At 63.4% G+C, this 20,822-nt stretch carries 17 protein-coding genes; 8 read left to right on the top strand and 9 right to left on the bottom strand.

Annotated elements, in window-relative coordinates; all coding sequences use genetic code 11:
• Positions 1–160: 160 nt before the first annotated feature.
• The 3 genes from H1204_RS09225 to H1204_RS09215 all read left to right on the top strand — a co-directional run bounded on the left by H1204_RS09225 (position 161) and on the right by H1204_RS09215 (position 4,525).
• Entirely contained in the window at positions 161–1,771 is a 1,611-nt protein-coding gene (locus H1204_RS09225; protein WP_180728065.1) for an ATP-binding protein, read from the top strand.
• Between the two features lie 174 nt (positions 1,772–1,945).
• Positions 1,946–2,440 (top strand): response regulator, encoded by a 495-nt coding sequence (locus tag H1204_RS09220; RefSeq protein WP_180728064.1) that lies wholly within the window; start codon positions 1,946–1,948, stop codon positions 2,438–2,440.
• A 93-nt stretch (positions 2,441–2,533) separates the two neighbouring features.
• Positions 2,534–4,525 carry a response regulator gene (locus tag H1204_RS09215; protein WP_180728063.1) on the top strand — a complete coding sequence of 664 codons (1,992 nt, stop codon included), beginning with the start codon at positions 2,534–2,536 and terminating at the stop codon, positions 4,523–4,525.
• 103 nt (positions 4,526–4,628) lie between these two features.
• Here the strand turns inward: H1204_RS09215 and mscL are convergent, their stop codons facing one another.
• From mscL to mfd, 5 genes are all read right to left on the bottom strand, one after another.
• Positions 4,629–5,078 carry a large conductance mechanosensitive channel protein MscL gene (gene mscL / locus H1204_RS09210; RefSeq protein WP_180728062.1) on the bottom strand — a complete coding sequence of 150 codons (450 nt, stop codon included), beginning with the start codon at positions 5,076–5,078 and terminating at the stop codon, positions 4,629–4,631.
• Positions 5,079–5,273: 195 nt separating this feature from the next.
• A complete protein-coding gene (locus tag H1204_RS09205) occupies positions 5,274–6,296 on the bottom strand; it encodes a threonine/serine dehydratase (protein WP_180728061.1) in 1,023 nt (340 codons plus the stop codon).
• 74 nt (positions 6,297–6,370) lie between these two features.
• On the bottom strand, positions 6,371–7,618 hold the full coding sequence (gene argE, locus H1204_RS09200; protein ID WP_180728060.1) for an acetylornithine deacetylase: 1,248 nt from the start codon (positions 7,616–7,618) through the stop codon (positions 6,371–6,373).
• Between the two features lie 146 nt (positions 7,619–7,764).
• The gene (locus tag H1204_RS09195) at positions 7,765–8,952 is read right to left on the bottom strand and encodes a M20 family metallopeptidase (RefSeq protein WP_180728059.1); all 1,188 of its coding nucleotides are present in this window, start codon (positions 8,950–8,952) and stop codon (positions 7,765–7,767) included.
• Between the two features lie 9 nt (positions 8,953–8,961).
• The gene (mfd, locus tag H1204_RS09190) at positions 8,962–12,447 is read right to left on the bottom strand and encodes a transcription-repair coupling factor (RefSeq protein WP_180728058.1); all 3,486 of its coding nucleotides are present in this window, start codon (positions 12,445–12,447) and stop codon (positions 8,962–8,964) included.
• Between the two features lie 305 nt (positions 12,448–12,752).
• Here mfd and ispD point away from each other — a divergent pair, with 305 nt between their 5' ends.
• From ispD to H1204_RS09175, 3 genes are all read left to right on the top strand, one after another.
• On the top strand, positions 12,753–13,463 hold the full coding sequence (gene ispD, locus H1204_RS09185) for a 2-C-methyl-D-erythritol 4-phosphate cytidylyltransferase (RefSeq protein WP_180728057.1): 711 nt from the start codon (positions 12,753–12,755) through the stop codon (positions 13,461–13,463).
• Positions 13,464–13,531: 68 nt separating this feature from the next.
• Complete coding sequence (gene ispF / locus H1204_RS09180) at positions 13,532–14,011, top strand: 2-C-methyl-D-erythritol 2,4-cyclodiphosphate synthase (protein WP_180728056.1); 480 nt, start codon at positions 13,532–13,534, stop codon at positions 14,009–14,011.
• A gap of 166 nt (positions 14,012–14,177) precedes the next feature.
• Positions 14,178–15,365 (top strand): acyltransferase, encoded by a 1,188-nt coding sequence (locus tag H1204_RS09175; RefSeq protein ID WP_243468461.1) that lies wholly within the window; start codon positions 14,178–14,180, stop codon positions 15,363–15,365.
• A 73-nt stretch (positions 15,366–15,438) separates the two neighbouring features.
• On the opposite strand, the gene H1204_RS09170 is transcribed toward H1204_RS09175, so the two are convergent.
• The 4 genes from H1204_RS09170 to ompR all read right to left on the bottom strand — a co-directional run bounded on the left by H1204_RS09170 (position 15,439) and on the right by ompR (position 18,979).
• On the bottom strand, positions 15,439–15,963 hold the full coding sequence (locus H1204_RS09170) for a carboxymuconolactone decarboxylase family protein (protein WP_180728055.1): 525 nt from the start codon (positions 15,961–15,963) through the stop codon (positions 15,439–15,441).
• A 76-nt stretch (positions 15,964–16,039) separates the two neighbouring features.
• On the bottom strand, positions 16,040–16,588 hold the full coding sequence (locus tag H1204_RS09165; RefSeq protein WP_007585877.1) for a peroxiredoxin: 549 nt from the start codon (positions 16,586–16,588) through the stop codon (positions 16,040–16,042).
• Positions 16,589–16,860: 272 nt separating this feature from the next.
• Positions 16,861–18,210 (bottom strand): ATP-binding protein, encoded by a 1,350-nt coding sequence (locus H1204_RS09160; protein WP_007585878.1) that lies wholly within the window; start codon positions 18,208–18,210, stop codon positions 16,861–16,863.
• Positions 18,211–18,253: 43 nt separating this feature from the next.
• The gene (gene ompR, locus H1204_RS09155; protein ID WP_035539351.1) at positions 18,254–18,979 is read right to left on the bottom strand and encodes a two-component system response regulator OmpR; all 726 of its coding nucleotides are present in this window, start codon (positions 18,977–18,979) and stop codon (positions 18,254–18,256) included.
• A 238-nt stretch (positions 18,980–19,217) separates the two neighbouring features.
• On the opposite strand from ompR, the gene H1204_RS09150 reads away from it, so the two are divergent.
• Entirely contained in the window at positions 19,218–19,553 is a 336-nt protein-coding gene (locus H1204_RS09150) for a hypothetical protein (RefSeq protein WP_180728054.1), read from the top strand.
• A 102-nt stretch (positions 19,554–19,655) separates the two neighbouring features.
• Positions 19,656–20,819, top strand: coding sequence for a DUF1501 domain-containing protein (locus H1204_RS09145; RefSeq protein ID WP_180728053.1), 1,164 nt, complete (start codon positions 19,656–19,658; stop codon positions 20,817–20,819).
• Positions 20,820–20,822 lie beyond the last annotated feature (3 nt).

Raw genomic sequence — 20,822 nt, 5'->3', positions numbered from 1 at the left:
GGCGCATGAGTGAAAATATCGATAGCGTTCGTCGCGCAGCGACGTTAAAGGCGCGGCGCACAATCATGATGCATGCGCGCCGCTCATGATTGCGCGCGTCAGTTCCACATGTCGGGAAACGGTTGCCTCGCACGTTCACGCCGCATTGCGCCAGCCATCGATGAAACTGTTCACCAAAGGTTTATTGCTGATCGCGTTGCCGAGCGCCATCGAACTGGCGCTGCTCGGCGTCGTCTTCGACATGCAGGCGCAAACCACACGCGCTGTCGAGCGCTCGTCGGACAGCAAGCAGATCCTCTATCAGGCGACCGCGCTCGAAAACCCCGTGCTCCGGCAAGTCGCGCGCGTGCGCACGGGCATCGTCGCGGGCGACGCTTCGTTCATGGACCGCCATGCGGCGTGGGTCGATATCGGAGACCGGCTCGCGCGGCTCGAAACGGCCGTCGCCGATACGCCCGCGCAGGCCGCGCGCGTGCAACGCATGCGCGACGAAGTGGACAGCTACCGCCAGCAGGCGCTGTCCGTCGCGCAGTCGATGCGTACGGGCGCAACGATGAAACCATTCGTCACGCTCGAAGGCGGCGAGTTGCCTGCTCAGGTGATGCGCTTTCGCGCGCAGTTGAAAGAATTCATCGACGAAGCATCGCGGCTCGAAGTCGAGCGCAACGCGACACTCGCGAAAACGCGCCAGCGGCAGCAATGGACGTTGGTAGGCGCCGTGATCGGCTCGATGCTGCTGTGGGCGGGCACAGCATTTGGATTCGCGCGCAGCATCGGCCGGCGGCTCGACGTGCTCGCGGAAAACGCGCAGCGGCTCGCCAGCGGGCAGCCGCTGCCCACGCCGCTATCGGGCAACGACGAAATCGCCGCGCTCGATTCCGCGCTGAATCGCACGAGCGCGCTGCTGCGTGAGGCCGACGAGAAACAGGCCGCGCTCAAGACATCGCTGCAAGTGCGCGCCGCGGAACTGGCGAGCGTCAACGAGACCCTGCGTCAGGAGACGCAGGACAACGAGATGTTCATCTACAGCGTGTCGCACGATCTGCGTTCGCCGCTCGTGAACATGCAGGGTTTCTCGAAGGAACTGCAGGTTTCGTGCGACGAACTGCGCGTGACCATCGACGATGCGCATCTGCCCGACCTCGAACACAAGCGCCTCGCGCACGTGCTCGATGGCGACGTGCAGGAATCGCTGCGCTATGTGCGCTCGTCGGTGACGCGCGCCGCGGCCATTATCGAAGCGCTGTTGCGAATTTCGCGCGCGGGGCGGCTCGAATATCAATGGCAGCGTGTGAGCGTCGGCCGCGCGGTCGCGCGCGCTGTCGACGCGCTGCAAAAGCGGATCGACGAGCGCCGCGTCGTGGTGGTCGTGCGCGATCTGCCCACGGCATGGGGCGATCCGTCCGCGATCGAACAGGTGTTCAGCCAGTTGCTTTCGAACGCAATCAATTTTCTCGATTCGTCGCGGCCGGGGCGCATCGAAGTCGGGGCGCTGGATGGCGAGCTTGCGGAGAGCGCGCTCGCGTCGGCGGCAAGGACGCGCACTTACTTTGTGCGCGACAATGGAATGGGCATTCCCGCCGCCTACATGTCGAAAGTATTTCGCGCGTTCCAGCGGCTGCATGGCGATGTCGCGCAAGGCGACGGCATTGGCCTTGCACTCGTGCGGCGCACCGTCGAGCGGCATGGCGGGCGTGTGTGGGTCGAATCGGCGGAAGGGGCGGGGTCGACATTCTTCGTCACGCTGCCCGATCAGCCGATGCGCTATTGATACGCAATCGATACGCAATCGATGCGCATGAACACCAGCGGCGCTCATTCGCAACCGCGCAGCAAGCCGTAAGCCAACGGTCGCATAATAGCGGCGGTGCGTCATACCATTCACGCAGTCGCAGCTCACGCGCAACGTATCAGACAGATGCGGCGCAAGGGCTTCGGAGGGAACATGTCAAACGGGGAAGCGGTCGGTAAGTCGGTCGGCATCGTGCTGGTCGAGGACGATGACGGGCATGCCACGCTCGTCGAGCGCAATCTGCGGCGCGCGGGGATTTCGAACGGTTTTGTCCGCTTCGGCGATGGCCAGGAGGCGCTCGATTATTTCTTCGGCGAGCCGCGCGCCGGCGACCGCGCCGATGGCCGCCCGGGGCGCGACGAACTCGCGAATTACGTGGTGCTGCTGGACCTGAAGATGCCGCGCGTCGATGGCTTCGAGGTGTTGCGGCGGCTGAAGGAATCGCCGTCAACGTCGTCGATGCCCGTCATCGTGCTCACGACCACCGACGATCCACGCGAAATCGAACGCTGTTACGAACTGGGCTGCAACGTCTACATCACGAAACCGGTCGAATACGATGCGTTCATCGAAGCCGTGCGGCGGCTGGGCTTTTTCCTGCAGGTCGTGAAGCTGCCGCCGGGACGGCGCTATGCGCCCGCGGCCTGATTGCCGATGGCTTGAAGCATTCACGAAGTATTCACGCAACATTCACGCCGCACCATCGTGGCCTCGTTCGTTCCTTGAACTGAATCATCCGGCATGACAGAAGACGTCACCACGCTACCCGCAGCCCTCGTGCTCGTCGTCGACGACGACGAAGGCATCTTGCGCCTCGCGCGCAAGTCGCTGGAGCGCGCCGGCTGCCGGGTCGAACTGAGCAGCAGCGTCGAGGTTGCGCATCGCGCGATCGTTGCGAATCCGCCCGATCTGATCGTGCTCGACTATCAGCTCGACAGCGCGGAGACGGGGCTCGACTTTTTCCGGCGCCTGCGCAACGAAGGCGTGCGCATACCCGCCATTCTCGTCACGGGCTTCACGGATGAATCCCGCGTGATCGAAGCGCTGCGTTCGGGCGTCTCCGACGTCGTGCCGAAAGCGGGCGACTATCTCGACTATCTGCCCGAAGCCGTCGAACGCGTGCTATCGCAGATGCGGATGCAGCGCGCTTCGGCGGAAGCGCTGCTGCTGCGCGAGCGCGAGGCGCATTACCGGATGCTGTCGGAGGCGCTGCCGCACCTCGTGTTCACGTGCGATGCAAATGGCGACTGCGATTTCGTGTCGAAGCAATGGGTCGAATATACCGGTCTGGACGGCGCGCAAGCGCTGGGGCTCGCGTGGATCGACGCCGTGCATCCCGACGACCGCGAAGAGACGCGCCGCAGCTGGCTCAGAACAGTGCGCGGCGACGGCGCCGACTATCGCAGCGAATTCCGCATCCGCCGCCGCGACGGCGCGTATCGCTGGTTCGACGCGCGCATTGCCGCGATGCGCGATGCGGGCGGCGTCGTCAGCAAATGGTTCGGCAGTTGCACCGACATCCATTCGCAACGCGAAGCCATCGAGGAGCGCGAGCGGCTGCTCGCATCCGAGCAGGCCGCGCGCCAGGCGGCGGAAGAAGCGAATCGCGCGAAGGACCGTTTTCTGGCGATGCTGTCGCACGAATTGCGCACGCCGCTCACGCCCGTGCTGGCAGGCGCGCGCATGCTCGAAATGATGCAGGACCTGCCGGATGCCGTGCGCGCGGGCGTCGTGATGATTCGCCGCAACGTCGAGCTGGAAGCGCGCCTGATCGACGATCTGCTCGATCTGACGCGGGTCGCGAACGGCAAGCTGCGGCTGTCGCTGGAAACGGTCGACGTGCATGAAGTCATCGACAGCGTGCTCGAACTGTTCCGTAGCGAGATCCAGACCAAGCAGCAGGACGTGCACATCAGCACGGATGCGCACCATCATTTCGTGCTCGCCGACCGCGCGCGGCTACAGCAGATGCTGTGGAACCTGATCCGCAATGCCGCGAAGTTCACGCCGGACGGCGGCCATATCTACGTGCGCACGCGCGACGAGCGGATGCACGTGCAAATATCCGTGGAAGACACGGGCGTGGGCATCGAGCCCGAGCAGATCGGCAAGCTCTTCAACGCGTTCGAGCAGGGCAGCCAGAACATGTCGCGGCAGTTCGGCGGGCTGGGGCTGGGACTCGCGATCACCAAGGCGCTGACGGATGCCCACGGCGGCACGGTGACAGCGCAAAGCCCCGGCGCGCACTGCGGCGCAACGTTCACGATCACGCTGCCCACGGCCGCGGAGCCGCACGCCGAGCCTGTCGCGCCTGAGGCGGCGACCGTGCAGCCGGCAGGCGGACTGGGGATTCTGCTGATCGAGGACCACGCGGACACGGCCGAAGTGATGGCGCAACTGATGCGCACGCTCGGCCATGAAGTGACCGTGGTTGGGCGCGTGGCCGATGCACTCGCGGCGACGCAAAGCGCCACCTTCGATCTGATCGTCAGCGACGTGGGCCTGCCCGACGGCACGGGCCTCGACTTCGTCAAGGCGTTCCGCGAGCGCGACGATGCGCCTGCCGTTGCATTGACGGGCTTTGGCAGTGACGAGGATATCCGGCGCTGCCTCGAAGCGGGCTTCACGTCGCATCTGACCAAGCCCGTCAATTTCTCGCAGCTCGAACAGGTGATCGAGAGCGCGGCAGCCGTGAAGACGCAAAAAAACGGGGGCGAGGCCAGAGCGGGTTAAGCCCGCGTGCCGCTCGTGAGTGTGGCGAAAAGAGAAGGGCGTGTTGCACGCGAAGCGCAACACGCCCTTGAGTTTATGCAGGTGCCGCTTCGGTGAGCCGTCGTCAGATACGCGGCGAATTCTTCAACGAATCGCGGATCTCACGCAGCAGCAGCACGTCTTCAGGCGTGGGCGGCGGCGCTTCGGGCGCGGCTGGGGCGGGCGCACGCAGCTTGTTGATGAACTTCACCATCATGAAGATGATGAACGCGAGAATCACGAAGTTGATCGCTACCGTGATGAACGAGCCATAACCGAATGCGGCGACGCCCGCCGTCTGCAAGTCCTTGTAAGACTCGGGATTGCCCTTGAAATTCGCGGGGATGTGTCCGAGCAGGACGAACTTGTTGGAGAAATCGAGGCCGCCCGTCGCGACACCGACGACAGGCATGATCAGATCCTTCACGACGGAGTTGACGATAGTCGAGAACGCTCCGCCGATGATCACACCTACCGCGAGGTCCATTACGTTGCCTTTGAGGGCAAATTCCTTGAATTCAGTAATCATGCTCATCGGGCAGTTCTCCTTGAAGTCGATGGCGACATGATAGCCAACGATCGGCGCAGCGTGAAATGATTTAGCGCCCGATCGCAACGAACCTTCGACACGCGAGGCTCGTTCAGCCGATATGTCGCAGAAGTGACGAGGAACTGTCAATGCCTGCAAACGGTGCGCCTGCAATCACCCAAACAACGTGAAGTGAACCGCTTAAATTTCTGCCGCCCGCGCCTGTTCGATATGCGCGGCGAACGTGACAGGATCGGTATTCGTCCCGCATAGCAGCACGCCGACGCGCTTGCCTTGCAGTTGCTCGCGCAACGGGCCGAGCAGGGCGGCCGTGGCGGCTGCGCATGCAGGCTCGACGGCCAGCTTCAATTGCGTGAACAGTGTGAGCATCGCGGCACGCAATGCATCGTCGGTGACGGTGACGAGACGGTCGACATGCCGGCGGCACAGTTCGTAGCTGTATTGCTCGGTGTGCGGCGCCATCAGCGAATCGGCGATCGAATGCATGTGGGTCATCTTAACCGTGTGATTCGCGGCGAAGCTGCGGTTCATCACGTCCGCGCCTTCCGGCTCGACGCCGTACACATGCACGCGCGGATTGGCCAGGCGCAGCGCCGTCGAAATACCCGCCGCGAGCCCGCCGCCGCCGATGGGCACGATCACGGCATCGAGATCGGGTGTCTGCGTCGCCCATTCGTAGCCGAGCGTCGCGGTGCCGAGCACCGTCCGGTAACCGTTGAACGGATGCACGAAATAGCGGCCTTCTTCGGCCTCGATCCGCCGCACGATTTCGAACGCTTCATTCACGTTGTCGGCCATCACGACTTCCGCGCGATATTGCCGGCAAAGCGCGATGCGCGCGGGGTTCGCCGCGTGCATCACGACGACCTTCGCGCTGATGCCCATGCGCATCGCCGCATAAGCGACGGCCACCGCGTGATTGCCGCCCGACACGCAGGTCACGCCCGCGATGCGCTGCGCTTCGTCGAGCGCGAGCAGGTTCGAGAACGCGCCGCGCGCCTTGAAGCTGCCGCCCGCCTGCAACAGCTCGAACTTGAAGTTGACGAGCGTGCCTTCGAGCGTCGGAAAATCCATCCGGTCGAACACGGGCGTTCGCACGACCCACGGTGTCAGCGCGAAGTGCTGCGAAGCGATGTCGTCGAGCGTCGGTATCGGTTCGCCGTCGATCGTGCGGTCGGTGTGCTGCGGCGTGGCGGTGGACATGGCGTGCGTCGTCTTGTGGGTGAGGTCCGCGTTTTATGCCTTGTTGTTGTGCTTGTTGTTATCTGCTGCTTGCGTCAGTGCGCGTGCGCATCGACCGACATGCTGTGAATGAACTTGCCGAGGAAACGCTCGCATTGCGCCAGTTGATCGAGCGTGACGAATTCGTTTGCCTTGTGCGCCTGCACGATGTCGCCGGGGCCGCACACGATGCTCGGAATACCCGCCAGCGAGAACAGCCCCGCTTCCGTACCGTACGCGACCTTGCGCTTGTCCTGGTCGCCCGTGAGCGCGCGCACGAGTTGCGTGATGGCCGCCTGTTCCGTCGAGTCGAGCCCGGGTGCTGCGGCGATTTTCGTGAACTCGATCGCGGCCGCTTCGTGCTCGCGCTGCATTTTCGGCAGCAGCGTTTCACGCGCGTATTGATCGATGCGCGCGAAGATAGGTTCGGGATCGAGCGTTGGCAGATTGCGGAACTCGAACTCGAAGCTGCATTCGGCGGGCACGGTGTTGATCGCGTTGCCGCCTTTGATCGTGCTGGTCTGCGCCGTCGTGAACGGCACGTCGTAGAGCTGATCGAACGGGCCTTGCTCGCGGAACTGGTCGGCCATGTCGCGGATGTAGCAGATTAGCCGCGCCGCGTATTCGATTGCGTTCAGGCCTTTGGGCGTGAGCGACGAATGGGCCGCGAAGCCGCGCACGCAGCACTGATAGGCGTTGATGCCCTTGTGCGCGATGATGGGCCGCATGCTGGTCGGCTCACCGACGATACAGCCGTCCGGCTTGACGCCGCGCTTCATCAGGTCGGCGATCATCAGCGGTGCGCCGACGCAGCCCACTTCTTCGTCGAACGAGAACGCCAGATGGATCGGCCTGGCCAGTCTGGTCTGCAGCATTTGCGGCACGAGCGTCAGCGCCGCGCCGATAAAGCCTTTCATGTCACAAGTGCCGCGCCCATAGAGCTTGTCGCCGCGCACTTCTGGCTTGAACGGATCGCTGTCCCACTTCTGGCCGTCGACGGGCACCACGTCCGTGTGTCCCGATAGCACGATCCCGCCATTGGTCTCGCCGTCATGCGCCGGAATCGTCGCGAACAGGTTGGCCCATTTGCCGCTTTCGTCGTGCGTGAGGGTGGCTTCGACACCGCGTTCGCGCAGCGCGTCGCGCACCGTTTCGATCAGGCCGAGATTGGGATTGCGGCTGACCGTGTCCATCGACACGAGGCGTGTGACCCAGGGAAGCGAAGCGGGGGAAGGGGACTCGGCGGAAGCAGCGGAAGAGGACGACGTTTGGGCGGACAGCGCTTTGTCAGCGACCTGTGACATGACTTGGGCTCCAGCTTGGGTGTGTTTTGATGATACCCAAAAAACGCTTAATTAGCCAAAGCTCATAAAGCTCAGTTGCTTGCGGGACGGGGCTTTGCGCGATGCAGCATTTGATGGCGCGCGTCGAAATCGTTCCCGGCGACGGGTCAGGCTCGGGGCTTGTCTGGCGCCAGCAGCGTGAGCAGCACGTGTTCGTACGCACGATAGACGGGCGCGATGCTGGCGAGTTCGATGCGCTCGTTCGCCGCATGAATGCCTTCGGATTTCACGCCAAAGCCGCACAACGCAGGCACGCCGAGCGACGCGAGGTAATTGCCGATGTTCGACGGTCCCGCGACGGACAGCGTGACACCGGCGCCAAGCTCGTTGCGTGCCGCGTGATACAGCGCGTGCGTCATCGGATGTGAATCTGGTACGCGGCAGGCGGGCCAGCCCGCGATCCATTCGATCGACGTCACGAGCGACGGATCGTGTTGTGAGTCCTGATCGCGAACGATGCCTTCGATCACGCGCTGCGCTTCAGCGGCATCGAAGCCCGGCGTGAGCCGGCAATCGACGGTGAGTTCGCAACGATCCGGCACGCTGGTGAATGTGCCGTCGCCCGCGCGGATGCCGGTGACGGTCAACTGCGCGGGGCGATCGAATGCGCGGTCTACGGGCAGCGCGGTTTCATTCAACGCAGCAGCGAGGTGCGCGCCGCGTATCGCCGCATTGAGTCCGCGCGTGCTGCTCGCGCCGGAGTGCGCAGCGACGCCGCGCACGACGAGCTTCGCGCGAATGAACCCGCGCGCGCCAACGATGATGCGGTCGATGCCCGGATAGCCGATCAACACGCCGTTCGGTCTGGGCGCATCAGGCGCGTCGAAGAAGGCGCGGGCGCCGCCGAAACGGCCCGTATGCTCGTCGAGATCGAACAGCACGCCGAGCGTGCCGGCGAGCGCGTCGGTGCGTTGCGCGAACGCGGCGGCGAGGTGCGCGAAGATCGCGACTGCGGCTTTGCTGTCGGCGCTGCCACGTCCATAGAGCCAGCCGTTTTCAACGTGCGCGGCGAGCGGCGGATACGTCCACGTGGATTCGTCGCCGAAGCTTGCGGTGTCGAGTGTGGCGTTCAGCAGGTAGTGCGGACCAACATACGCGCCGCGTATTTCCACGTGAAGCGCGAGCGGCTGTCCATCGGCGGAAACGAGGCGGCGCGTGCGTACACCATGCGCCTCAAACCACGCTTCGATGCATTCGAGCACGGGTGCGCGCGCATCGATGCCGCCGCGGCTCGGCACGCGCACGAGCGCCGTCAGCAGTTCGACGATCGATGCCGTGTCGACAGCGCCCGTCATCTGCCGGCGTTACGAAGCGACACGCCGGTCCGCCGCGCCCTTCGTCGGCGTACCGAGCGCGCGCAACGTTTCCTTCACAGTCGCGACGCGCACGGTGAAATCGGGACTCCGGCTCTCGATACGCAGCTTGTCCTGACCCGCGAGCTTGATGTGCTTGTGCTTCTGCACCATCTCGATGATCCGCATGGCGTCGATGGGCGGATTCGGAATGAACTGCAGGCCGATCACCGCTTCGCCCGCATCGATCTTCGAAATGCCGAGCGGCTTCGCGGCGAGTCGCAAGCGATGCGTCTCGACGAGTGCATGCGCTTGCGGCGGCATCTTGCCGAAGCGGTCGATCAGCTCTTCCTGAATGCCGTCGATGGAATCGTTGTGCTCGCAGTTCGCCAGCCGCTTGTACAGCGACAGACGCTCCTGCACGTCGCCGCAATAGTCGGCGGGCAGGATGGCGGGCGTGTGCAGATTGATCTCGGTCGTCGCCGCCAGCGGTGCAGTGAGGTCCGGCTCCTTGCCGTTCTTCAGCGCCTTGACGGCGTCGTTCAGCATGTCGGTGTAGAGTTGGAAGCCGATCTCGTGAATCTCGCCCGACTGCTTGTCGCCGAGTACTTCGCCCGTACCGCGAATTTCGAGGTCGTGCATCGCCAGATAGAAGCCCGCGCCGAGTTCTTCCATCTGCTGAATCGCTTCCAGACGCCGTTGCGCCTGCTTTGTCAGGCCTTGCGGATCGTGCACGAGCAGATATGAATACGCCTGGTGATGCGAACGGCCGACGCGCCCGCGCAACTGATGCAACTGCGCGAGACCGAATTTGTCCGAGCGATGAATCAGGATCGTATTCGCGCTCGGCACGTCGATGCCCGTTTCGATGATCGTCGTGCACAGCAGCACGTTCGCGCGCTGCGCGACGAAATCGCGCATCACGCGTTCGAGTTCGCGCTCGTGCATCTGGCCGTGCGCCACCGCGATACGCGCTTCGGGCACGAGCGCTTCGAGCATCTGCCGGCGGTTTTCAATCGTCTCGACTTCGTTGTGCAGGAAGTACACCTGGCCGCCGCGTTTCAGTTCGCGCAGCATCGCTTCGCGGATCACGCCGTCTTCCTCCCGGCGCACGAAGGTCTTGATCGCGAGGCGCTTTTGCGGCGCCGTCGCGATCACCGAGAAATCGCGCAAGCCTTCCAGCGCCATGCCGAGCGTGCGCGGAATCGGCGTCGCGGTGAGCGTGAGCACGTCGACTTCGGCGCGCAGCGCTTTGAGCGCTTCCTTCTGACGCACGCCAAAACGGTGTTCCTCGTCGATGATGACGAGCCCCAGCCGCTTGAACTGCACATCCGACGACAACAGCTTGTGCGTGCCGATCACGATATCGACTGTGCCTTCGTTGATCTGCTGGATCGACGCGCTGACTTCCTTCGTGCTCTTGAAACGCGACAGTTCCGCGATGCGCACGGGCCAGTCGGAGAAGCGGTCGGTGAAGGTCTGCGTGTGCTGTTCGGCAAGCAGCGTGGTGGGCGAGAGCAGTGCAACCTGCTTGCCGCCCATCACCGCGATGAACGCCGCGCGCAACGCGACTTCCGTCTTGCCGAAGCCGACGTCGCCACACACGAGGCGGTCCATCGGCTTGCCGCTCGTCATGTCGCCGATCACAGCGGCAATGGCGGCCGCCTGGTCCGGTGTTTCTTCGAAGCCGAAGCTCTCGGCGAACTTCACGTAATCGCGCGGTTCGAGCGCGAACGCGTGGCCTTCGCGCGCGGCACGGCGTGCATAGAGGTTCAGCAGTTCGGCCGCCGTGTCGCGGATCTGCTGCGCGGCTTTGCGCTTCGCCTTTTCCCACTGGCCCGAGCCGAGCGCGTGCAGCGGTGCGCTTTCGGGATCGGCACCGCTGTAGCGCGAGATCACGTGCAGTTGCGCGACGGGCACGTAGAGCTTGCTGTCGCCCTGGTATTCGAGGTGCAGAAACTCGGTTTCGCCTTCGCCGAGATCCATCGTCACGAGGCCCATATAGCGGCCGATGCCGTGCTGCGAATGCACTACAGGATCACCGACCTTTAGCTCCGACAGGTCGCGCACCATCGAATCGACGTTGCTCGCCTGTTCCTGGCGGCGGCGTCCCGCGCGTCGTGCGAGCGGCCCGTACAGTTCCGTCTCGGTGAGAATCGCGACGCCTTCGCCCGGGATCGCGAAGCCGTTGGCGAGCGGCGCGACGCCGAGCGCGAAGCGCGCGTCGGAGGTCAGCCAGTCGCCGTAGCTGTCGGCGGAAGCGGGGCGCAGCGCGTTGTCCGCGAGCAGTTGCGCGATCGTCTCGCGGCGGCCCGCCGATTCCGCGGCGAACAGCACGCGGTTCGGCGTGGTGGCGAGCCACGCGCGCAAGGCGGCGACGGGATCGTCGGCATGGCGGTCGATCGCGAGATTGGGCAGCGGCACGGCCCAGCCGCCGCCCGCGTTGCCGGGCAGCGACAGCCGCGCAAACGGCTTGGCGAATGTGAAGAAATCTTCGTCCGACAGGAACAGGCGCTGCGGTTCGAGGATCGGGCGGTCGCGGTCGTGCGACAGGAAGTTGTAGCGCTGCTTCGTATCCGCGGTGAAGCGCCGGATGGCGGCGTCCAGATCGCCGACGAACGCGAGCTGCGCGCCGTCCGGCAGGTAGTGGAAGAGCGTCGCCGTCTCTTCGAAGAACAGCGGCAGATAGTATTCGATACCCGCCGACGGCACGCCGTTGCCGATGTCCTTGTAGATCGACGCGCGGCTCGGGTCACCCTCGAAGACCTCGCGCCAGCGGCTGCGAAACGCGGTGCGCGCGGCTTCGTCGAACGGAAACTCGCGGCCGGGCAACAGCCGCACGTCCTTCACGGGATACAGGCTGCGCTGCGAATCGGGATCGAACGCGCGGATCGAATCGACCTGGTCGTCGAACAGGTCGATCCGGTACGGCAGCGGCGAGCCCATTGGAAAGAGGTCGATCAGCGAGCCGCGCACGCAGTATTCGCCGGGCCGCACGACCTGGCTCACGTGCTCGTAACCGGCCAGCGTCAGCTGCGCTTTCAGCTTCGCTTCGTCGAGACGCTCGCCCTGCGAGAACGAGAACGTGTAGGCCGCCATGAAGGAGGCGGGCGGCATCCGGTACAGCGCAGTCGTTGCCGGTACGAGCAGGATGTCGCAGCGCGCTTCGCCCAGGTCGTGCAGCGTCGCGAGACGCTCGGAGACGAGATCCTGGTGCGGCGAGAACGAGTCGTACGGCAGTGTTTCCCAGTCAGGCAGCAGGCGCACGCGCGCTTCCGGCGCGAAGAACGCGAGTTCCTGCGTCAGCCGCTGCGCATCGACGGCGCTCGCGCAGACGACGGCCAGCAGCGGCATCTGCGCCTTGTACGCGAGGTGGTAGCGCGCTATCAGCAGCGCGTCGGACGAGCCGTGCGTGCCGTCGAACACGAAACGCTGGCCGGCCTTGACCAGCGCGACGGGCGTTGAGGAAGACTGCGTGGATGCGGCGATGTCGGGCATAAAAGGGAAACGGCCTTTGGGTGACGCCAATGAACAACGGTTCAACGATCGACTGCAAACGGATGACTGCAAACGGATGACGGCAAACGGAACCGCAAACTGGGCTGCTAACGGCTAAACGCGGCTAAACACGGCGAAAAACACCACCAGCCCGCAAGACGCGAACCAATGGAACCCTCCAGCGGACGCCTCGTGGGCGCGTCGCTGGCGGCGCGTGAGCGGCAAGTTTACGCGTGCCGGGGCATGCGTGCCGAAGACCTATTATAAAATCCGTCCTTCACTTTCACCTGCAATGCGTCCGCTCCGTGACTTCCCGCCTCTTTGCACTGATTCCTTGCGCCGGCACCGGCAGCCGTTCGGGCGCGTCGATGCCCAAGCAATATCGAACCGTCGCGGGACGCGACATGCTGTATTACTCGCTTGCCGCGTTCGACGCATGCAGCGAGTTCGCGCAGACACTCGTCGTGATCGCGCCCGACGACCAGCACTTCGACGCGCGCCGCTTCGCGGGCCTGCGCTTCGCCGTGCGGCGTTGCGGCGGGGCGTCGCGGCAGGCTTCCGTGCTCAACGGGCTGCATGCGCTGGCCGAGTTCGGCGCACATGACGACGACTGGGTGCTGGTGCATGACGCGGCGCGCCCCGGCATCACGCCCGCGCTGATCCGCGCGCTGGTCGGCACGCTGAAGGACGACGCTGTGGGCGGCATCATGGCGCTGCCCGTCGCGGATACGCTCAAGCGCGTGACACCCAATACTGACCACCGCATCGATCACACGGAGCCGCGCGACGGCCTGTGGCAGGCGCAGACGCCGCAAATGTTCCGCATCGGCATGTTGCGCGAAGCGATTCTGCGCGCGCAAAGCGACGGCCACGATCTCACCGACGAAGCGAGCGCGATCGAATGGTCGGGTCACGCGCCCAAGCTGGTTCAGGGCAGCTTGCGCAATTTCAAGGTCACGTATCCGGAAGACTTCGATCTGGCCGAAGCGATACTCGGGCGCGGCACGGCGGGCTGACGGGCGCCTGGCCGTCATGGCTTAAGAATCATCACAACGCTTTCACGAAACAACGGAACCCCACGCATATGGATTTGAGAATCGGACAAGGCTACGACGTTCACGCACTGGTGCCGGGACGCCCGCTCATCATCGGCGGCGTGACGATTCCGTACGAGCGCGGGCTGCTCGGCCACTCGGATGCCGACGTGCTGCTGCATGCGATCACCGACGCGCTGTTCGGCGCGGCCGCGCTCGGCGATATCGGCCGTCATTTCCCGGATACCGCGACCGAGTTCAAAGGCGCGAACAGCCGCGTGCTGCTGCGCGAATGTGCGGCGCGCATCGCGAAGGCGGGCTTCACGATTCAGAACATCGACAGCACTGTGATTGCGCAGGCGCCGAAGCTCGCGCCGCATATCGACGGGATGCGCGCGAATATCGCCGAAGATCTGAATCTGCCCATCGAGCGCGTCAACGTGAAGGCAAAGACCAACGAAAAGCTCGGCTATCTGGGTCGTGGCGAGGGTATCGAAGCGCAGGCGGCTGCGCTGTTGCTGCGCGCCTGAACGCTGCTGAGTCGTTGTGTAGAGCGGGTCAGATTTGCCTGATCCGCGCATGGGCGATTGCGTGAACGTGCATCATTTGCCGGTTTCACGCGCTAACGTGCATTAAAAAAATCGATAGTCGCCGTCGCGGATTTTTGTCTATATTTGTCCGCTTAAAGTGGTCCGCATGAAGTCAAGCGGACGGACAACGACGGCGGTCGACACGCACGTCAAACATGCGGGGCACGCGAAGGGACATGTGCGCGGGCTCAACGGGCTGAGAGCGCTTGCCGTCGTGCTGGTGTTCCTGTCGCACAAGGCGCACGTCAAGACCGTCGACGTCGGCAAGCTCGGCGTCTGGATCTTCTTTCTCATCAGCGGTTTTCTGATCATCGGGGAACTGCATCGCAATCGCGTGCGTATCGAAGCGGGCAACGCGCGCTGCGAAGCCGTGATGTGCGTGTTCTTCATGAAGCGCGCGTTGCGCATCTTTCCGATCTACTACTTGCTGCTGATCGCCGTGACGATCGCGCATGCGCTGTTCTATCAGCGCGATGTCGATCTCGGTCTCGCGTGGCATTACTTTTTTCTGTCCGACTACTGGGTCGGCGTGGTGAAGGACGGCTGGCCGGGGACGGTGTCGCACTTCTGGAGTCTCGCCGTCGAGCAACAGTTCTATCTCGTCGCGCCGTTTCTGTTCGTGCTGACGCCGGCGTCGCGGCATCGGATGGTGTGCGCGCTCGTGGTGCTGGCGGGCGTCGCGGGCCATCTCGCGATGCATGCTGCAGGCGCCAGCGAACCGCTGATCTACGCATTCTCGCCATTGAACTTCGCGCTGCTCGCGCTAGGTGGGCTGTGCGGGATGTTGGAGCAGGACAGTGGTCTCATGCGCGCGGCGGGGCGATTTTCTACGGGCATGGTTGGCGCGCTCGGCGTGCTGGTGTTCGCAACGCAGCCGGTGTGGAGTCATTGGGCATTACCGTTTTCACCCGTCGATTCCGCGTGGATCGACATCGGCCTCGCGCTCTCGCTGTGCGTGCTGTTCGCGTGGATCGTGAATCGCCCTCGCAGCATCGTGGTGTCGGCGCTCGAACTGAAGCCGCTCGACTATCTCGGCACGATCAGCTACGGCTTCTATCTGTTTCACAACCTGATTCCGTCGAAGCTCGGCTTCGCTCCGGCCTGGTTCGCCGCGCCGACATGGGTTCACATACTGTGCGCGCTAACGCTGCAATTCGCGCTTGCCGTGCTGCTTGCGCATCTGTCGTGGCATCTGATCGAGAAGCGGTTGCTCGAACTGAAGAAGCCTTTCGAGGCGGCGATAGGGCGCAGATTGCCGGCGCCCCGTCTGCGCACCCAAACGCAACCGCGCTGATTTGGGAATCGCGAAAGCAAAAACGCCACGCATTCGGCGTGGCGTTTCTCTTCAGGCGCGAAGTGCGCAAGGCTTACTTGCCTTCAGCCACGATCACTTGCGCAGCCGCATTGACGACAGCGGCAATACGGCCGACGTCGCGCAGTTGCGTCGAACTCATGCCTTCGTTGATCAGCGTATCGAAGTGCGATTTCACGCAGAAATGGCACTTGCCGATGATCGACGCGGCCAGTGCGTACATTTCGAAGCGGCGCTTGTCGACGCCGCCATGCGACGCGTAAGCGTTCATCCGCAAACCGGCCGGCTGCGATTTCAGATCGGCGTTTTCCGTCATTTCGACGTACGGATACCAGACGTTGTTCATGCCCATCAGCGCGGCCGCCGTCAGCGCGCCGTTGACTTCTTCCGGCGACAGTACGCCCGCTTCACGGATCGCGGCGATGATCTTCGGGCTCTTCGCAGCGAACGCGGCGGCCAGGGCGACGCCAACGGCGTCGTTGCCTTGCAGCGACGAGCGCGCAATCGTGCCGTCCAGATTCAGGCGAATGTCTTTGGCGTAATCAGGAATAAGCTCTTTAATCGCTGCGATGAATCCCATTGATATCTCCTATCAAATTGCCGATAAAAAAGCCCGCTGGCCTTTTCAAGCTTAGCGGGCTTTCAACTGCGAGTCCTTACAGCGTCGCGCCGCCGACAGCGCGGTTGCACGGGCACAGTTCGTCCGTTTGCAGACCGTCCAGAATACGCAGAACTTCTTCCGGGTTACGGCCGACGTTCAGGTTGTTCACCGAAACGTGCTGGATCGTGTTGTCCGGGTCGACGATGAACGTAGCGCGCAGTGCGACGCCCGCTTCCTTGTCGCGCACGCCGAGCTGGTCGATGAGTTCGCCCTTGACGTCGCCGAACGCGTAGTGGTTCAGCTTGTTCAGGTCCTTGTGTTCACGGCGCCATGCGAGCTTGACGAATTCGTTGTCGACGCTGCCGCCGAGCAGGACGGCATCGCGCTCTTCGAAGTCCTTGGCCAGCTTGCCGAACTCGACGATTTCCGTCGGGCAAACGAACGTGAAGTCCTTCGGGTAGAAATAGATGATCTTCCACTTGCCCGGGAACGACGATTCGGTGATTTCTTCGAACGCCGATACGCCGTTCTCTTCGTGGTTGTTGAAACCCGGCTTCGCGGCCGTCACGGTAAAGGCTTCGACTTTATCGCCGACAGTTTTCATGCGTTGACTCCTTGAGAATTGGCAAATGAGATTCACAACAACCCGCTCAAACTACCTGCTGGCTGTAACGAACACGTTACACGCTTAAGACTATAACTCTATTAAGCAATCGGATCAATAGTTTTTGTCTAACAAAATAGATAAATTTTCTCGAATGTGGCGATAATGCAGTTTGGAAATAATGGCTTTCGCCCGAAATCGGGGAAAATATTGCACAAAAAAGCGGCAGTTTGAAATGGAAGCCGGCTACTTCAGCCGGATTTCTGTCCGTTTCAGACGCTTTTGGCGAGCGGGAACTCGATCGTCACTTCAAGCCCCGGCAGCGGCGTGCGATTGCGCAGCCGCAACGCGCCCCGATAGCGTCCGACGAGCCGCTGCACGATCGCCATCCCAAGCCCTGTGCCGTTGGCTTGCGTGCGCGCCGAGTTCACGCGGTAGAACGGGCGCGTGACGAGCGCGAGCTGGTCTTCGGGGATGCCCGGGCCTTCGTCGACCACTGACAACTCGACTCGCGAATGTGACACCCGCGTCTCAAGAATCACATGCGGGATGCCATCGGACTCGGACAGTCCGTACTTGCGCGCGTTCTCGATCAGATTGCCGACGACTCGGCGGATATCCGTCTCATCAGCCTCGATAACGGCGGACGGCGCCAGCCGCGTAACCAGACGCATGCCGTCTTCGCTCGACATGCGCGCAGCCAGTTCTCCTGCGATCACGGAAAGGTCGACAGGTTCCGGCATCCGCTGCACAGGGCGCGCGTAATCGAGGAAGCGCCCGATGATCATGTCCATCTGTTCGATGTCGTCGATCATCGCGTCCTTGGTCGCCTGGTCGGACGGACTCATTTCCGTTTCCAGACGCAGACGCGCTAGCGGCGTGCGCAGGTCGTGTGAAATGCCCGCGAGCATCAGCGCGCGGTCCGCTTCGAGCTGCTCCAGGTCCTGCACCATCTGGTTGAAGCTTCGGTTGGTTTCGGCCGCGACGCCCATGCCGCGCTCGGGCAGTTTCTCTGGCGCCTGGCCCGAACCGACCTTGCGCGCGGCCATCGCGAGCCGCGCGAATGGCCGGTTCACGAGACTGGTGATGAACGCCGCGCCGAACAGCGACAGCGCGAGCGCGAAAATACCCCAGCCGGCCCATTGCAGGCCCGTCACACTGTCGAGCTGATCGCGGTCGAGCGCTACCCAGTAATCGTCGTCGTCGATCTTGAAGCTGATCCACACGCCGGGAATGTCGTTCACCGACTGCGCGATGATCGTGTCGTCGCCCAGCCGCCCGCGAATGTCATGCTCGATCAGACGGTTGAGCGATTCGTCGGGCTGGAGCTTGTACTTGTCGGTGGTTTCGCGCGGATATACGCGCACGCCTTCATTGCTCTCCAGATCCTGCAGCAGTGCGCGCCGCAGATCGGGATCGGAATAGAGGAGTGCGGTGCGCGTGAGCTTGACGATCGCGACGAGCTGCAGCGCCACGCGTTGCGCGCGCGGCTCGCGCTCGATCACACGGAAGCTCTGGAACCAGGCGGCGAGGCTGACCGCGATCAACAGCGCGATCAGCAGGAACGTTCGCCAGAACAGGCCGCCGAACGCGAGCGTCAGGAGGCGCCGGTCGATCCGCATGCGGCCTTCTTATGGAAGAAGAGAGACAACTGGAACGGCAAATTCAGGCTGCGCCGTCGGGGATGAACACGTATCCGAGACCCCAAACCGTCTGGATGAAACGCGGGCTGCCCGGGTCCGGCTCGATCAGCTTGCGCAGACGCGAAATCTGCACGTCGAGGCTGCGGTCGAACACTTCGTATTCACGGCCGCGCGCCAGTTCCATCAGCTTTTCGCGCGACAGCGGCTGGCGCGGATGACGCGCGAACACCTTGAGCACCGAGAACTCGCCCGTGGTCAGCGGGATTTCCTGGCCGGCCTTGGTGAGCGTGCGCGTGGCGAGGTTCAGCGCGAACTCGCCGAACTCGAAGACTTCCGACGTCTCCGACGGCGCGCCCGGCAATTCGGACGGCGACTGGCGGCGCAGCACCGCGTGAATGCGCGCGACCAGCTCGCGCGGATTGAATGGCTTGGGCAGATAGTCGTCGGCGCCCATTTCGAGGCCGACGATGCGATCGACATCCTCACCCTTGGCGGTGAGCATGATGATCGGCGTGCGATCGTTGCTGCCGCGCAAACGCCGGCAGATGGAAAGACCGTCTTCGCCCGGCAGCATCAGGTCGAGCACCAGAAGGTCGAAACGTTCACGCACCCACAGCTTGTTCATCGAGGGCGCGTTCTCGGCGACATAGACGTTGAAGCCCTGCTCGCCGAGGTAGCGGCGCAGCAGATCGCGCAGACGCGGGTCGTCATCGACGACGAGGATTTTCGAAGGGTTTTTGGTTTCCATGGTCGGCATCTTAGCGCGATTAGAGAGAGGTGCACGTTTGCACCAATTATCACGTAACAGTCAGTTACAAAATTTACCCGGCCTGTGGCACGACGTAAAGGCTTGGCGCTTACACTCCTTTACTGTTTGCGCCAGTTCGGTAGATACTTCACTCGAATAAAGCTCTCGCACCCGGTTTCAAGCCGGAGTCAATACACGTATCTGAGGTTGCCGGTTGCCGCGCCACGAAGGGAAAAAGATGAAGGGAGGGGTCTGGCCGAACATGCGCCTGAGCGTGATCGCTGTAGCTGTTGCGATCGTGTTCGCGAGCGCGTTGAGCCCGGTTCCCGCCTATTCCGATTCCTCGACGGAACGCAACACCGACACGCGCCCGCCCCAGCGCCCGCATATGCGTTCGGGCCGCCAGCCGCACAATCCCGACGCGGATCGACCCGCATCCGACGCAATCATGCGAGCAACCGCCGTGCCGCCTGATCTGGATCAGCGTCGGCGCGACGGACATATGACGCCTGAAGAGCGTCGTTTGTTGCGGCAGCATATCGAAGACGCTGTTCGCGAACTGTACAAACGCTGACGCCCGGTTTTCACGCACAGCGACCGACCGTCGGCGCTTCGGCGGCGAGGCCGTGCGTTTGCCGTTGGTGTCGGGCAAAGTCATTCATCCAGTGAGGCATCGATGAAGCGACGCGAGTTTCTGACGATGGCGGCGGCAGCGAGCGCCTCCCTATCGATGCCGCGCGTGTTCGCCGCGCCGCGCGCAAGCAGCGGCATATCGACGCAACTGGATGCAGGCGCAACGGGTCGCGCGCCGGGCAAACTGCTTATCCTGATCGAACTCAAAGGCGGAAACGACGGTTTGAACACTGTCATTCCTTTCGCCGATTCCACTTACTATGCGCTGCGTGAACACATCGCGATACCGCGCGACCGTGTGTTGCCGCTCGATGAGCGCACGGCGCTGCATCCCGCGATGCGTGCGCTGCTGCCTTTCTGGCGCGATGGACAACTGGCTGTCGTGCAGGGAGTCGGTTGCGCACAGGATCATGCATCGCATTTCCGCTCGACGGAGATCTGGGACACGGCATCATCTGCCGAAGCGTATCGGCGCGACGGCTGGCTGACGCGTGCGGTCGAACAATGGGCCACGATGCAGCGAGGCGTTGCGGCGGCATCATTCGGCAGCGTGGAACCGGGGCCGTTCGCCGGCTCCGTGGATCGTGCCGAGACCGATGAGGTGTGGGCGCGTGTCGATGACCCCGATGCCGCGCCGCACGTCGATGGGATCGACGCGGACGAAGGCGAGGGCGCTCCCGTGCCCGGCGCCACGCGAGCACTTCAGGTGAGCGCGCCGACGCTGCGGGATTCGATCGATGCCGCGCTGCGCACGGTCGTCGACGGGGCGCAGCCGCATACGTGCGGCGCGATCCGGCTAACGCTCGATGGCTTCGACACGCACAGCAATCAGCCCGCGCGGCACGCGGCTTTGCTCGAGCAACTCGCCGAAGGCTGCGCGACCCTTCGCGCGGAACTCACGCGACGCGGCCGCTGGCGCGACACGCTCATCATGACGTACTCGGAATTCGGCCGCTCCGCGCGAGAGAACATGCATCGCGGCACCGGGCATGGCGGTGGCGCCGCGCATTTTGTGCTGGGCGGTCAGGTACGTGGAGGCCTGTACGGTCGCGCGCCCGATCTCGCGCGATTGGATAGCGCCGGCAATCTGCCTGTCGAGATCGATTTCAGACAGCTCTACGCGACCGCGCTCGGCCCGTTCCTGAAACTGGATGCGAACGCGGTCCTTCAGGACGACGTTCCGCCGCTGCCGTTGCTACGCACTTGAACG

It is taken from the genome of Paraburkholderia sp. PGU19 (assembly GCF_013426915.1).
Lineage (GTDB): Bacteria > Pseudomonadota > Gammaproteobacteria > Burkholderiales > Burkholderiaceae > Paraburkholderia.
Note: the sequence above shows the minus strand (reverse complement) of the source record. Positions and strands in the feature narration are given on the sequence as shown.

What these genes read in the sequence shown, in the direction of transcription:
- mscL (WP_180728062.1), bottom strand. Translation starts at nt 5,078, where the DNA reads ATGAGCATGATTACTGAATTCAAGGAATTTGCCCTCAAAGGCAACGTA.
- H1204_RS09165 (WP_007585877.1), bottom strand. Translation starts at nt 16,588, where the DNA reads ATGAAAACTGTCGGCGATAAAGTCGAAGCCTTTACCGTGACGGCCGCG.
- H1204_RS09175 (WP_243468461.1), top strand. Translation starts at nt 14,178, where the DNA reads ATGAAGTCAAGCGGACGGACAACGACGGCGGTCGACACGCACGTCAAA.
- ompR (WP_035539351.1), bottom strand. Translation starts at nt 18,979, where the DNA reads ATGGAAACCAAAAACCCTTCGAAAATCCTCGTCGTCGATGACGACCCG.
- H1204_RS09215 (WP_180728063.1), top strand. Translation starts at nt 2,534, where the DNA reads ATGACAGAAGACGTCACCACGCTACCCGCAGCCCTCGTGCTCGTCGTC.
- H1204_RS09220 (WP_180728064.1), top strand. Translation starts at nt 1,946, where the DNA reads ATGTCAAACGGGGAAGCGGTCGGTAAGTCGGTCGGCATCGTGCTGGTC.
- H1204_RS09160 (WP_007585878.1), bottom strand. Translation starts at nt 18,210, where the DNA reads ATGCGGATCGACCGGCGCCTCCTGACGCTCGCGTTCGGCGGCCTGTTC.
- H1204_RS09195 (WP_180728059.1), bottom strand. Translation starts at nt 8,952, where the DNA reads ATGACGGGCGCTGTCGACACGGCATCGATCGTCGAACTGCTGACGGCG.
- H1204_RS09205 (WP_180728061.1), bottom strand. Translation starts at nt 6,296, where the DNA reads ATGTCCACCGCCACGCCGCAGCACACCGACCGCACGATCGACGGCGAA.
- H1204_RS09145 (WP_180728053.1), top strand. Translation starts at nt 19,656, where the DNA reads ATGAAGCGACGCGAGTTTCTGACGATGGCGGCGGCAGCGAGCGCCTCC.
- ispF (WP_180728056.1), top strand. Translation starts at nt 13,532, where the DNA reads ATGGATTTGAGAATCGGACAAGGCTACGACGTTCACGCACTGGTGCCG.
- H1204_RS09225 (WP_180728065.1), top strand. Translation starts at nt 161, where the DNA reads ATGAAACTGTTCACCAAAGGTTTATTGCTGATCGCGTTGCCGAGCGCC.
- H1204_RS09170 (WP_180728055.1), bottom strand. Translation starts at nt 15,963, where the DNA reads ATGGGATTCATCGCAGCGATTAAAGAGCTTATTCCTGATTACGCCAAA.
- H1204_RS09150 (WP_180728054.1), top strand. Translation starts at nt 19,218, where the DNA reads ATGAAGGGAGGGGTCTGGCCGAACATGCGCCTGAGCGTGATCGCTGTA.
- mfd (WP_180728058.1), bottom strand. Translation starts at nt 12,447, where the DNA reads ATGCCCGACATCGCCGCATCCACGCAGTCTTCCTCAACGCCCGTCGCG.
- argE (WP_180728060.1), bottom strand. Translation starts at nt 7,618, where the DNA reads ATGTCACAGGTCGCTGACAAAGCGCTGTCCGCCCAAACGTCGTCCTCT.